The 13,630-nt window shown below is 26.7% G+C and carries 19 protein-coding genes and 2 riboswitches; of the genes, 2 read left to right on the forward strand and 17 right to left on the reverse strand.

Annotated elements, in window-relative coordinates; translation table 11 throughout:
* Window position 1 precedes the first annotated feature (1 nt).
* A riboswitch (glycine riboswitch) is annotated at window positions 2-106 on the reverse strand.
* An 82-nt stretch (window positions 107-188) separates the two neighbouring features.
* The 3 genes from msrA to JNUCC81_RS09355 all read right to left on the reverse strand — a co-directional run bounded on the left by msrA (window position 189) and on the right by JNUCC81_RS09355 (window position 2,326).
* Entirely contained in the window at window positions 189-1,139 is a 951-nt protein-coding gene (msrA, locus tag JNUCC81_RS09345; protein ID WP_454096338.1) for a peptide-methionine (S)-S-oxide reductase MsrA, read from the reverse strand.
* 55 nt (window positions 1,140-1,194) lie between these two features.
* Entirely contained in the window at window positions 1,195-1,824 is a 630-nt protein-coding gene (locus tag JNUCC81_RS09350) for an HAD family hydrolase (RefSeq protein WP_208331465.1), read from the reverse strand.
* Between the two features lie 109 nt (window positions 1,825-1,933).
* Window positions 1,934-2,326 (reverse strand): hypothetical protein, encoded by a 393-nt coding sequence (locus JNUCC81_RS09355; protein WP_454096339.1) that lies wholly within the window; start codon window positions 2,324-2,326, stop codon window positions 1,934-1,936.
* 231 nt (window positions 2,327-2,557) lie between these two features.
* Between JNUCC81_RS09355 and JNUCC81_RS09360 the strand changes: the two genes are divergently transcribed.
* A complete protein-coding gene (locus JNUCC81_RS09360; protein WP_454096386.1) occupies window positions 2,558-3,106 on the forward strand; it encodes a peptidylprolyl isomerase in 549 nt (182 codons plus the stop codon).
* Window positions 3,107-3,146: 40 nt separating this feature from the next.
* On the opposite strand, the gene add is transcribed toward JNUCC81_RS09360, so the two are convergent.
* From add to JNUCC81_RS09420, 12 genes are all read right to left on the reverse strand, one after another.
* A complete protein-coding gene (add, locus tag JNUCC81_RS09365; protein ID WP_454096340.1) occupies window positions 3,147-4,133 on the reverse strand; it encodes an adenosine deaminase in 987 nt (328 codons plus the stop codon).
* Between the two features lie 101 nt (window positions 4,134-4,234).
* Window positions 4,235-4,334: riboswitch (purine riboswitch) on the reverse strand.
* A 270-nt stretch (window positions 4,335-4,604) separates the two neighbouring features.
* The gene (locus tag JNUCC81_RS09370) at window positions 4,605-4,895 is read right to left on the reverse strand and encodes a cell wall-binding repeat-containing protein (protein ID WP_454096341.1); all 291 of its coding nucleotides are present in this window, start codon (window positions 4,893-4,895) and stop codon (window positions 4,605-4,607) included.
* Window positions 4,896-5,168: 273 nt separating this feature from the next.
* Window positions 5,169-5,630 carry a hypothetical protein gene (locus JNUCC81_RS09375; RefSeq protein ID WP_454096342.1) on the reverse strand — a complete coding sequence of 154 codons (462 nt, stop codon included), beginning with the start codon at window positions 5,628-5,630 and terminating at the stop codon, window positions 5,169-5,171.
* 275 nt (window positions 5,631-5,905) lie between these two features.
* Window positions 5,906-6,100: a hypothetical protein gene (locus tag JNUCC81_RS09380; RefSeq protein ID WP_454096343.1), complete on the reverse strand. Its 195-nt coding sequence runs from the start codon at window positions 6,098-6,100 to the stop codon at window positions 5,906-5,908.
* 244 nt (window positions 6,101-6,344) lie between these two features.
* Window positions 6,345-6,713, reverse strand: a complete 369-nt coding sequence (locus tag JNUCC81_RS09385; RefSeq protein WP_454096344.1) for a hypothetical protein — start codon at window positions 6,711-6,713, stop codon at window positions 6,345-6,347.
* A 497-nt stretch (window positions 6,714-7,210) separates the two neighbouring features.
* Window positions 7,211-7,954 (reverse strand): peptidoglycan recognition protein family protein, encoded by a 744-nt coding sequence (locus tag JNUCC81_RS09390; RefSeq protein WP_454096345.1) that lies wholly within the window; start codon window positions 7,952-7,954, stop codon window positions 7,211-7,213.
* Window positions 7,929-8,081, reverse strand: a complete 153-nt coding sequence (locus JNUCC81_RS09395; RefSeq protein ID WP_454096346.1) for a hypothetical protein — start codon at window positions 8,079-8,081, stop codon at window positions 7,929-7,931. Before JNUCC81_RS09395 ends, JNUCC81_RS09390 begins: the two co-directional genes overlap by 26 nt.
* Before the next feature lie 215 nt (window positions 8,082-8,296).
* Window positions 8,297-8,419, reverse strand: coding sequence for an XkdX family protein (locus JNUCC81_RS09400; protein WP_454096347.1), 123 nt, complete (start codon window positions 8,417-8,419; stop codon window positions 8,297-8,299).
* A 54-nt stretch (window positions 8,420-8,473) separates the two neighbouring features.
* Complete coding sequence (locus JNUCC81_RS09405) at window positions 8,474-8,617, reverse strand: hypothetical protein (RefSeq protein ID WP_454096348.1); 144 nt, start codon at window positions 8,615-8,617, stop codon at window positions 8,474-8,476.
* 7 nt (window positions 8,618-8,624) lie between these two features.
* Window positions 8,625-8,792 carry a hypothetical protein gene (locus JNUCC81_RS09410; protein WP_454096387.1) on the reverse strand — a complete coding sequence of 56 codons (168 nt, stop codon included), beginning with the start codon at window positions 8,790-8,792 and terminating at the stop codon, window positions 8,625-8,627.
* A gap of 9 nt (window positions 8,793-8,801) precedes the next feature.
* Window positions 8,802-8,957: a hypothetical protein gene (locus JNUCC81_RS09415; protein ID WP_454096349.1), complete on the reverse strand. Its 156-nt coding sequence runs from the start codon at window positions 8,955-8,957 to the stop codon at window positions 8,802-8,804.
* A gap of 168 nt (window positions 8,958-9,125) precedes the next feature.
* Window positions 9,126-9,749 (reverse strand): DUF3862 domain-containing protein, encoded by a 624-nt coding sequence (locus JNUCC81_RS09420; protein WP_454096350.1) that lies wholly within the window; start codon window positions 9,747-9,749, stop codon window positions 9,126-9,128.
* A gap of 607 nt (window positions 9,750-10,356) precedes the next feature.
* Between JNUCC81_RS09420 and JNUCC81_RS09425 the strand changes: the two genes are divergently transcribed.
* Complete coding sequence (locus JNUCC81_RS09425) at window positions 10,357-11,601, forward strand: serine hydroxymethyltransferase (RefSeq protein ID WP_454096351.1); 1,245 nt, start codon at window positions 10,357-10,359, stop codon at window positions 11,599-11,601.
* Window positions 11,602-12,131: 530 nt separating this feature from the next.
* On the opposite strand, the gene JNUCC81_RS09430 is transcribed toward JNUCC81_RS09425, so the two are convergent.
* Window positions 12,132-13,004, reverse strand: coding sequence for a MurR/RpiR family transcriptional regulator (locus JNUCC81_RS09430; RefSeq protein ID WP_454096352.1), 873 nt, complete (start codon window positions 13,002-13,004; stop codon window positions 12,132-12,134).
* Between the two features lie 24 nt (window positions 13,005-13,028).
* On the reverse strand, window positions 13,029-13,517 hold the full coding sequence (locus tag JNUCC81_RS09435; protein ID WP_454096388.1) for a 2-oxoacid:acceptor oxidoreductase family protein: 489 nt from the start codon (window positions 13,515-13,517) through the stop codon (window positions 13,029-13,031).
* Window positions 13,518-13,630 lie beyond the last annotated feature (113 nt).

Raw genomic sequence — 13,630 nt, forward strand, 5'->3', positions numbered from 1 at the left:
CCATCGGTTAACGATATCTTTGCCTGAAAGTTTCTTTGAAAAATTGGAAGTTTTCCAAATTGCTTCTTCGGCTCTTTAATCAAAAAGTATCTCTCGTTAACGTCACTTGGCAAGTATTTTATTTTATATTTCAATTGTAGTAGTATGCTTTACTAGTGTCAACAAATATAAATAGTTATTTTTGATTTTTATATTTTATCTAAATAATCTCCATATCCTTCTTCATCCATTTTATCTAGAGGAATGAATTTAAGTGATGCAGAGTTTATACAGTATCTAAGACCACCTAATTCTTTTGGTCCATCATCAAATACATGACCTAAATGAGAATCCGATTTATTACTTCTTACCTCTACCCTATACATTCCGTGAGAAAAATCAAATTTTTCATCTATAAATTTATCATCAACAGGTTTTGAAAAACTTGGCCATCCACAACCCGAATCGAATTTATCTTTAGATGAAAATAGCACTTCTCCGCTTATAATATCTACATATATTCCTTTTTCATTATTATCATAGTACTCATTTTGAAATGGTGGTTCTGTTTTATCATTTTGTGTTACTTCAAATTGGATAGGAGTTAAAATTTTTTTTAAATCATTCTTATTATATTTACTCTCAGACCAATTGTTCTTTATAAAGTCATATCTTCCAGAACCTTTATAGTACATATCATAATGAAGCGGATTTTTTTTATAATAATTTTGATGATAATCCTCAGCCTCATAAAATGCACTGGCTGGAACTATTTGAGTTGCAATTTTTTTATTAAATTTATTACTTTTTTCTAAACTTTCTTTAGATTTAATGGCAAGTTCTTTTTGAGTATCATCATGATAGAATATTACTGTTTTATACTTATGTCCTCTATCATTAAATTGCCCATGCTCATCTGTTGGATCTATTTGTTTCCAAAATATATTTAAAAGTTCATTATAGCTTATTAAAGATTCATCATATGTAATTTGAATAGCTTCTATATGACCTGTAGTATCTGTGCAAACCTGTTCATATGTTGGTTTTTTTGTATGTCCTCCAGTGTATCCAGATACAACTTTTAATACTCCATCATATTTGTCAAATGGCTTTACCATACACCAAAAACATCCACCTGAAAATGTAGCAAGTTTATTCATAATATCAACTCCTTCAAGAATTTTATATTTTATTTATTCCCTAAAGAAGTGTGTATTAATCTATTATTAATTTTAATAAATCACTAGGAGTTTCTAAATTTATATCTGCATTTATATCCATATGATTTTTAGCTCCCCAAAGTGCAAGGCCAAAATCCATGTTGCATGACTTTGCACAATTGTAATCAGATAATGAATCTCCTATATATATAGCTTCCTCTGGATTAATTTTTAGTTTTTGTATTACTTTTTCAAGAGGTTCTGGATGTGGTTTATGATTTATTGTATCATCTTCTAATATTACTATACTCATATATTCATGTAGTCCTGTTGGCATAAAGTCTATATCATATTGAGCTCTATTTTTAGAGCTAACAATCCCACAAAGTATATTATTTGAATAAATATCTTTTATTACGCAATCTATATTAGTAAATAATGTTGCTCCTTCTTCATATTCATTTACATACTTTACCCATTTATCATATGAAGATTCTATATCTTCAAAACCCAATGTCTCTAATGTTTTTTTCCCCGGTAGTGCTAAAGCAAACAGTAAGTCTTCATAATTCATATCTATATTTTTCTCTTCTTTTATTAATCTCTTAAGTGGAATCAAATTCATTTTTTCTGTATTTAATATTGTTCCGTCTATATCAAATATAATACTTTTATATCTTTTCATGTTAAATCCCCCATTTAAAATTTCCTATTATAAAATATAAAAACTATTTTATATAATATATTGTATATCAATATAATTTATAATTCTATACATTGTAGTTTTACATTTTTTATTTCTTAAATAAATTATATCTAGAAAGTTTTATTCTAAGTTCCTCACCTTGTTTTACAGTTATTATTTTATCTCTTACCATATTATCTAGTGTCGCTAGTTTAAGAGCTCTTTTTTGTCTTTCGCATTTTTCTGATGGAGATTCTATTTCATCACTTATCATTTGTTGTCTTAAATAATTTCCTATATTTGATACGTCTTTATTGCTAAGAATATCTTTTTTTCTTAATTCTTCAATACATGATTTCCATATAAATTGTGCATTTTCAACTTTCTTCCTCTCAGCCGTATATTGATACTCCATTATAGGTTCTTTTGCATTTGTTATGCATAAATTAAAATTAGAAATAAATATTGTACATATTAATATAAGTATAAATTTCTTTTTCATAATTATACCTCCATAAATAATATCATTAAATCTATTATGTGTAATTGTCATAATAGTCATTCTTTGATAATTATCTTTATAGATTTTTAAATTTAAATATTTATGATATAATGAGTCCATAAATTAACAAAAGGATGGTATAACAAAATGGTAAACAAAATAAAGAAAATATTTTTATGTGCTTTACTTACCACATCGGTAGCATTAGTCGGATGTTCTAAAAAAGTTCCTATGGTAGATGATGTTAGAACACCTCCAAAAGAACTTCCTATCGCAACAATTACTATAAAAGATTACGGAACTATTGAAGCAGAACTTTATCCTCATATTGCTCCTAATACAGTAAATAACTTTATTTATTTAGCTAATAGTAGATTTTATAATGGACTTACATTACATAGAATAGTTAAAGATTTTGTACTTCAAGGTGGATGCCCTGAAGGGACAGGAATGGGCGGCCCTGGATATAGTATAAAGGGAGAATTTACAAATAATAATTTTAAAAATGATTTAAAACATACTGAAGGTGTTTTATCTATGGCTAGAAGTCAAAATAATGATAGTGCTGGAAGCCAGTTTTTTATAGTTACTAAAAATTCACCTAACTTAGATGGTAGTTATGCTGGTTTTGGTAAGGTTATAAATGGTATGGATATTGTAAAAAAACTTGAAAATATTGAAGTTGGCAATAATGATAAACCTGAAAAAGATATTATAATAGAATCTATAAAAGTAGATACTAAAGGTATTGATTACAAAGAACCTGAAAAATTAAATTAATATAAAAATACTGTAGTAACTAATAGTTACTACAGTATTTTTATATTAATGCCTTTAGCCATTGCTTAGTTTTTTCATCTGCAAATGTTGCTTCTACAGTATATAAATAAATATCTTTATATCTATCTTTAACTTCTAAGTTATTAAACATTAAATCTATCTCATTACTTAAATCTATATTTGATACAGTTCTATTGTCCGTATTTATAGTTGTTTTTATATCATCTTTGAAAAAATTATAAAATGGATATTCTTCTATGCTCTCAATTGCTTTTGTTTGGATATTACTTGTAGGGCACATCTCAAGTATAATTCCTTTTTCTTTTACTAAGTCATAAGCTTCTCTCATATCTTTTATTCTTACCCCATGTCCAATTCTTGTTGCCCCTAATATATTAATTGCATCAATTACATTTTTTGCACTAGCAGCCTCTCCAGCATGTACTGTAATATTAAATCCATATTCCCTTGCTAAATCTGTAACTTTTTTAAATTCATTTGCAAATCCCTCTTTTTCAGGTCCGCATAAATCTATAGCTACAACACCTTTATTTAAAAACTTAAGTCCTGCATTTACAACTTCTATTCCATCTTCTTCACTCATTATTCTCATGCATCCTAGAATCAAATTGCCTTTTATATCATAGATATCTTCCGCCTTTTTAATTCCATATAATACACTTTGTATTATGTCATCTATACTAAGTCCATTTTCCCTATGAAGTTGAGGTGCAAATCTAACCTCTATATACTTAATGTTTTCTTTTGCTGCATCTTCTAGCAATTCAAATGCAATTCTTTCTAGTGCATAACTTGATTGCATAACATCATTAGGAAGTTCAAACCTTTTTAGGTATTCATTAAGTGAAGTACATTCCTTTGGTACTTGTATTATTTCTTTAATTATACCTCTATCAAATGAAGGTATTTTTATATTTTCTTTTTTTGCTATATCTATTATTGTATCAGCTCTGACACTTCCATCTAAATGACAATGTAGATCTATTTTTGGTAATTTTTTTATCATAAGTTTGTCCACCTTTTATTTAAATATTATTAGTTGATTTTTACTTTATTATGATTTTTTGTATAAAAAAAATTCCCGACTACAAAGAAGTATTGTGCAATTTACATACAATACCTCTTCGTAATCAAGAATTATCGGTTCTTGGTAGAGACCCCTAAACCATATTATTAGGGTTATACGAATTATTCTAAAGTACTGTATTTTCAATACTTTAGGTAATATTTGATTTCAAATTGTCAGTTTATAGTCAGTTAAAAAATAATCCACAGAAAAACACGAAGTTATCAACGGTATTATCCGTAACGACTTTTAATTATGCTTGGAACTCTCTAGGCATTTTTATTATTATATAATACATTAAAATTAATTACAAGTTTTAAATTTTATCATATAAAAATTAAATTTTCTATTAGAAGATACAACTTTTAATAGTTCCTTTACATACATTTATATTAACTAGTTTCTATTCTGTTATTTGCTTGTATTCTTTCTATTTCTTTTATACTTTAATTGACTTTCTACTTTCAAACTAATTGCATTTGGTCTACCTATTATGTATACATTCTCTACATTTTTAAGTCTAGATAGTGTTTCATTTGGTACTGTATCTTTCTTATCTAAAAGTATTGGTGCATTTACTGCTCCATATAATCCACTATCGCTTAGCCCATCTGCTAGACTTTTATCTGAATTTACTAATATAGCAATTGTATAATCCTGATTATCTGCTATCTTTGTAGCTGTTTCGTATATATTTACCACATTTTATTTCGGATACATTTGATATGCCGTATCAATACTCGATGCATAACCTGATGCTAATGATAATGTTAACCCCCATGATAATAATTTCTTAGATATTTTCATTTATTCCCTGCTAATATTTTAAATATCAAGATACAGTATATAATATTACATATGTTTAATTTTGTAATTAATTGTCTGTTTTTTTTATTTTTCTACACAAAAATAAGATATCTAATAAAAAAGCTACCTTTAAATAATTTTAAATCTATATACTACTATCTAATTAATTTATTGTAATGTATATTGTCCTATTATAGTTTTCCCATCTTTTTTGTAAACAGGAATTACTCTAGGTCCTTCTTTTTCCCTCTTTTCCATGTAAACAATAGCTTCTTCTGGGTTATTAGGCTGGTTAGCTTCATCATATAAGTCAGATTTTCTTACATATCCTTCTACATCATTGTCTCCTAATACTTCCATTAAATCCGGTTCTTCAAACTCTCCATCCCCTTTGTCGATATAAGTTCCATAAGTTTCCTTATTTTCATTTACTTTGAAATATCCTCGAATAGTATCAAGCGTAATACTTTGCCCATTTTTGTTAATAACATTACTCGATTCAGAATTACTAATTAAATTCATGTTTTTATCTAGACTTATACCAAAAAAATCTAAAATTAATATTAAAGAAAAAAATCCTGAAATTAATGCTAGAGCAAAAGTTATTCTTGTAAATAATTTTAGTTTCATTACTCCCCCTTATTTTTTTAATTATACTTACATATATAACGTTGATATTCTAAAATTTGTGACATAATTTTTGTTTTTATGGAAATAAATCTTTTAAGATGGGCTATTTTGATAGAATTAATGTTAGATACTATGATACTTATCATAGTATCTATAGTTTGTATATATTTAATTTTGAATAATTATATATAATATTAAAATTAATGCGTTAAAATATAGCTTATTTTATTATTTATAATAAAGTTAATGTTCTTAAAATCAAAGTAAATTGACTTTTAAACCAAAAAATATGGTAATGCCAAAAGAATAAGCATAATGGCTGCTGCTATTATACTAAAAACAATTCTAAGAGATTTATTTTCAACTTTGCTAAATCCATCATAAAAGTCTTTAAAGTTATCTACAAAAACCCAACCTACTGCTAGTATCATAAGTAGCAATATTAATATTGCATATAAATAAACTTTCAATAAAATCTAACCTCCTTATAAAATATTACTAATTTAATAATACTTTATCCTTGCTATCTGTAAAAATTAATTTAAAATATAAAGAAACAAATTTGTTGCCGAATGTATGAATGATTATTCAGTATGTAAAATATAGTAAAATAAAAAAGATGTTATTAAAGCCATATTTTTAACAATTTATTAATTTACTTAAAATTTTATAGATTAAGAATTTCTAACTATATTATTTTAACGATATTTTGAATTAGTCGCCAAGACTAACTATCTTACTATTACTTTCTAAAGCGCTATTGCACATTAATATCATTGAGTTTGCAAATTCAATGAATCTTCTTTTATCTACATCATAATTTTTAAACTCACCTTTAGAATCTAAATAATCTATAATATCATTTTTTAGTAGTGCTTCAGATGCTACCAATAATAATTCAATTTCATCATATATAAATATTTTATCTCCGTAAGGATCTAAATCTATAAAAACGTCAACTGAACTTCCAAAAGCATCTTTATTTTTAAAGATTAACTGATCCATATCGTCATCAAGTATAGCAAATTTCTTCTTTCTAAAAGCACAATCAATATTATCTGCAATAGTAAAATACATTCCCATAAAAATCCTCCTGAAATAAAAAAGTATGGTCATCCTATGTTATTCAACATGTTAACATTAATAATTTAAATAAACTATATATTGTGCTCCAATGGTTATTTTTTGTGTGCTAATGGTAGTATATTGATAAAATCTAACTAAATATAAAATTGTTTTACATTTTAAATAGTAAAGATTATACAACTATTTAAAATGTATCAAGTAAATTATTTTCAGCTATAGTTGCTTCATTTAGGTTTAACATTCAGAAGAATGGACACTCTTAAAAATAAGAGGTGTAAATATGGAATTGTTGAATATAATATTGAAGAGTTTTAGTAAATTAGTTCTAATCATAGAGATAGCATTATTTGTAATTTTATTAACATTATATTTTAGTTTATAAAAAGGTAGCCGTTGGGTGGCTACCTTCTATACGGTTTAGACCGAAAACTACTAACATATCCTTGTTAGGTAGGGTTGATAATTAATCTCTTAATATAATTATTATAACATATTTATTTTTCTATAAATTCTAAGCATTTTCTAACTGTATCATATCTATCATTTCCAGCTATAGTTGTATACTTTTCCTCTGTTTTCATTTTTTCAAGTTCTATTTTTGCTGGACCACCTACAACAAATAGGTTATATCCTTCCCAAGGAATATGATTCTTTACATTTTTAACTATACAATCTTCTTTACTCCAGCTTAATATTTCTGCTGCAACTTTATCTATATCATTTCCATATAAAATACAATTCTTATATTTTTTAGTTTGCGTCATTGATTTTAACTCCTTATCTACTCTATTTATAAATTCTTGATGATTGGTTGTGCTTGGACAATTTTTACCACTCCAATATTTATGAGGCTTTAATTTATCTATACCTAGATTAAACTGTTTTAATAGTTGAGCGCATATTTTTACTGCATTCTCTTCTGCTTTCTTAAACTTAATATTATTAGCACCTAATTTATTGTAGCAAATTTCTACACTTATACTTTTTCTATTGCCTGTACCATTACCATCTCCTGCATTCCAAGTATTTCTATCAAATGGAATGCCTTGTATAGCCTCTAAATCATCTACAGCAACATGAAAAGATACTTGATTATTATTATTTATCATATAGCTCACTTCATTTTTTGCAGGAGCATCGTTGTCTGTGTTATGAAAAGTTACATATTCTGGATTCATTGTGTATGGGCACTTTATACTATATTTGTTAGGATTAACTAAATTTTGTTTTATTTCCATTAATACCACCTCCTAGTGTTATTAAATATGACTTATTTTTACAAATTGTTACATATTTTTCTAATTCTTCTGAATTTTCTAATTTTTCTTCTGCTTTTAATTCCACTCTATTTATATCTGCCTTCAAATCTGTTGCTATTACTTTTACACTTACTGCTAATTGTTCATTTGTTGCTAGTAGTTTTGGATTATTTTATCTTCTCTTTATCTGTTTGCTTTATCTTTATTGTTAAGGTATAATCCAAGAGCTACACAACAAGCTATTGGATTATACCTACACTTTGTACTAATGTTGTAAAATCCATATTTTTTATCCTCCTAAATTTTTGTATAAAAAAAGAACTATGCTATGTAGTCCTCGTTAGTTATTTCTTTATATTCTTCAGTTGTTATCATCTTTACTACTACATCCTCATTATTATATAAGCTTTCCTTATACCAAGCTTTAATAGTATTCTTCCACATAATTACATATCGCCTTTCATTTTAGATACTTCTAAAGTTATGTTAGCTAGATTTTTATTTAAAGTATTTTACAAATAATATTACTAACTCTATGCCAACTTCTATCCCTTCCTCTGGAATTTCAAGTTCAAACTCAAAGTCGCCTTGCCATAGAGCTATTTCTTCTTTTTTAAAAAATTGAATTAAAAAGTTTTTCATATTACCTTCAGGCTTTTGGAAAATTCACATCTTGTACAATACATTTAACTTTTCTTGCTAAAGCATTGTTTGTATAAATTAATTCGGCATCTAACTTAGTATTAAGTATTTTACTTAAATAAACTCTCTTTCTATCTAAATCAACTTTGTTATCAGTTATTATATCTCCTGTTATTGGTAGTACTTATTTAACATTAAAGTTACGAGTACTAGAATTATTTACTGTACTATTAACTGTTTTGCTGCTAGGAACAACTATAGATTTAGTTACCGATTGTGCTGCATTAATACTAGCCCAGATAGAATCGATAATGCTATTAATTGCATCTATCGATGGCACTTAAATCCTTCTATTAACCTTCTAAATAAATCTTCATAGTATAATGGCTGAGCTTTCTTAGGGATTATACCGTTAACATTTAATATTAATCCACCTACTTTGTTGCATAAAAAAAGCATTCCTATTAACTGAATGCTTTTTATCTATATTTGAATTTATTATATTTACTTATTTTAAGTTAAATTGAGCCTTCATTTGTAATTTATCATTAGTAAATGTAAAGTTTGCATTTGAGCCATCTTTATTTATATACGAATAAATTACAGATTTTATATTCGCCATTTTAGTCTCAGAAGATATTTCTCCCTCACCTAGAATATTTTTTACTTCCTCATAGCTCATACCCTCTTTTACCTTTTCATATTTTTCTAAAGTTATATCAGAGTCAGCCTTTTTTAATCCGACTTGAGCTTTTCCTGCAACAACACCATTTTGAATAGTTACATTCATGTTTGATATTCCATCCCCATTCCATGTATAAATAGCAGTTTTTATTCCACTAACTTCTGATGATGTTTGCTCCTCACCTTCTCCTATTAAAGCAATTACATCTTTATGTGACTGACCCATTTCGATTTTCATGAAATTATCATAATTTACTTTGTTTTTCTCTTTTTTACTATCTTCTACATTTTTGCTTTCTTCAATACTTTCTATGTTACTAGCTTGATTGGAAGTTTCTGGACTTTCATCAGCTCCTGAACCTGCAAAACCTGCTATAATAATAACTGCAATAATCCAAAACCATGCCTTTTTATAAAATGGCTTCTTTATTTTTTCTTTTCTCCCCATTATTTTATCCCCCCAAGTAAGTATATTTCAATTAATATTTTACCATATATTATATCTTTTACAATAGCTTACTAATATCTTCACCTTTTAATAAAGCCTCTTAAATGGCACTAACCTTTTCTTTTTCATTTTTACTTACAGGCATCTCATGTTCTTTTTTCATTCTTATTATAGAAATCCTTTTACTCTTTAGTCATCAAGTTGTCAGTTTCAACTGTAAATTTAGCAATTGTCAGTTAAATTATAGTCGATTTAGTATTTAGTGTATATCTCTGAAGTATAGTTATATGCTCATCTATAAAAATCAAATCAACTAATTTCTATTATTCTAACCATATCATTAGGGTTATACGAATTATTTATCTTTATAAAATTTACACTCTTTTCTTTAATATGCCAACATATAAAATAAATAATTACTGATTACTGATTATATATAAATAAATTGAACTATTAATATTCTATATATAATCTTTATTTGTTCGGCATGCACTAGTTAATTGATTGAAATTAATATTATATTTTACGACATTATTCGAAAATTTAGTTTTAATATAAAATAAACGGATATAAATATTAATATCTTTAGCAATGAAAGGGTGATTAGATGTTTGAAAATTTAAGAGATTTTGATAAAGAAATATATGAAAGTATGAAAAAAGAATTAGAAAGACAAGAAAGAAACATAGAGTTAATAGCTTCAGAGAATATAGTTTCCGTTCCTGTTATGGAGGCTATGGGCAGTCATTTAACAAATAAATATGCTGAAGGTTATTCTGGTAAAAGATATTATGGTGGATGTGAACATATAGATGAAATAGAAACTATAGCAATAGAAAGACTTAAGAAATTATTTAATGCGGAGCATGCAAATGTACAACCACATTCTGGCGCGAACGCTAATATGGGAGTGTATTTTGCTATCTTAAATCCAGGAGATAAAGTCATGGGAATGAATTTATCTCAAGGAGGACACTTAACTCACGGATCTCCTGTAAATATATCAGGTAAATATTTTAATTTCTATGAGTATGGAGTTAATAAAAATGATGGATTAATCAATTACGATGAGGTAAGAAAATTAGCTCATCAAGTTAATCCTAAATTAATAGTTGCAGGAGCAAGTGCCTATTCTAGAGAAATAGATTTTAAGAAGTTTAAAGAAATAGCAGATGAAGTTGGAGCATTACTTATGGTAGATATGGCTCATATAGCTGGACTTGTTGCAACGGGACTTCATCAAAATCCATGCGAATTTGCGGATTTTGTTACATCAACAACGCATAAAACATTAAGGGGTCCACGTGGTGGGTTTATACTATGTAAAAAGGAATATGCTAATTTAATAGATAAATCAATATTTCCCGGGATACAAGGTGGCCCACTTGAGCATATAATAGCTTCAAAAGCTGTAGCTTTTAAAGAAGCTTTAAGTTATGAATTTAAAAATTATCAAAACCAAGTAGTTAAAAATGCTAAATCTTTATCGAATGAGTTAATAAATAGAAAATTTGATGTGATTAGTGGAGGAACTGATAATCATCTTATACTTATAGATTTAACTAATAAAAATATAACAGGGAAAGAAGCAGAAAAAATGCTAGATGAAGCTTATTTAACAGTTAACAAAAATACAATTCCATTTGATCCTAATGGACCATTTATAACTAGTGGTATAAGAATAGGAACTCCATCAGTTACTACTAGAGGAATGGATGAAAAAGATATGCTTATAATAGCAGAAGCTATAGACTTGTGTATAACTCAAAGAAATGTAAACCTAGCTAAGGATTTAGTTCTTAAATTAACTAAAAAATATCCTATATATAAAGAGTATAAATTAATGAAATAATAAAAAAAGGATAGCAAAACTTTAAAGTTTTGCTATCCTTTTATATATATTGATATAAATTTTATATGATTTTATTATCATTTTTATCTCCATTGTATTATCGGTTAGCTATCATTATTAATATATTCAAATAAGTAAAATTACTTTATAATAAAATTATTATAATATGAATCATTTCTATGAAAATGGTTATAATATATATAAGCTTTCAGGTTTAAAGCCATCTCCAATTGTCTTCCGCATCTAATTGTTCCAGCTAACATATTTGTTAGCTGGATTTAATCATTTTTTGAAAAAACGGATAAAGAAGCAAGTAATACTCTAAGTAATATGTTATTTAAATAATAAAGAACGACTGTCAGTTTTAAACTGACAAATATAAACTAAACATTAAGTCTATATTTATAAATTGTCAGTTTAACTGTCAGTCGCTATTTTATATTACAGTATTTTAGTTTCCACTAAATGCATTTAAACAGTCGCTAAATACTGATATATTCTAGTAACGTATCTTATATGAGTAAGCTATTCTACTCATAAACAGAATACCTTTCCCAAATTTTTTCTAAATCATCAAAGCATTCTTTTATATCTTCTTTTTCCTTCATTCCAACTGAAATTATAAGAGCATTAGCTACACTTAAAGCGGGAACTAATGAATCAACAAATGATGCCATATTACTTTTTACTAAAAGTGTATTGTCAGCAAGCGATGCTACTGGTGCAAATAAACTATCTGTTAATGATATTATATGTGCTCCTTTTTCTTTTGCATAGTTTACTATTTGATAAGATTTTTTAGAATATCTTGGGAAACTTATGGCAAGTACTACATCCCCTTCTCCAACTCTTACTACCTGTTCAAATGCATCTCCCATATCCATTCTAATTATTTGAACATTATCAAGAATTATATTTAAATAAAACCCTAGGTACTGAGCAATTGCAAAGGACGTTCTCATACCTAATATATATATTTTTTTTGCTTTTAATAACTGTGTCGATGATTCTTCAAAAGCTTTTTTATCAATTTCTTCTAACGTAGTTCTTATATTATCTATGTCACTTTTTAATACTTTATTAAGTATGACTGAATCATCATTATATTCTTTAGCCATTTCGACTCTCTGTACTGTAGTTAATTTATTTTTTATAAGCTCTTGAAGTGCAGCTTGCAACTTTGGATACCCAGAGTAACCTAAAGTGTTTGCAAATCTTACAACTGTAGATTCACTAACCCCAACTGTGTCACCTAATTTACAGGCTGTCATAAATGCAACCTTGTCATAATTTGCTAATATATATTTAGCTATAAGTTTTTGCCCTTTACTAAATCTCGGATATTGAGATTGTATACTAGATATCAATTGCTTACTATCTTTTAAGCTTTTCGTATCGTCCATAAATTTCTCCTTTTATTAATATAACTATTTAATATTACTATTTTTTAAAAGACTAATTCCTTTTTTAAAAGCAGTTATATTTAATTTTTCTGTTCCTTTTGGGACTCTTTTTATTATTGATTTTTTGATATTTTCTTTATCTATCTCTTTTATTATTCCACTAATTACCCCCAGTGCCACCATGCTAGCTGATATATTGCTTCCAACGGCTTCTTTCGAAGACTCTATTGCAGGAATTTTGTAAAATTTAGTATTGTCTCTATATTTTACCCCTATACTGCTATCAGCTATTATTATATCATCTTTATCTATATCTTTTAAGTACTCATTTAAAGATTTTTCTGTCAAACATACTAAAATATTCAGATTTATAATTTTAGGAAAGTTTATTTCTTCATTATTTATAATTACTTCTGATTTGATGAACCTAGCTCTTGCCTCTTGTCCATATGATTGAATTTGAATAACATTTAATTTAGATATAATTGCACCTTCAGCAAGTATTATATTAATAAGTTATTATACTCATCCGTATATTTAGGTAAGGTTGTATCTTTAAAAACACTTACATATGTATTATTATCTATTTTTTATTATTTATTTTATCTTTATGATTTATATTAATA

The sequence above is a fragment of the Faecalimicrobium sp. JNUCC 81 genome (genome assembly GCF_053667625.1).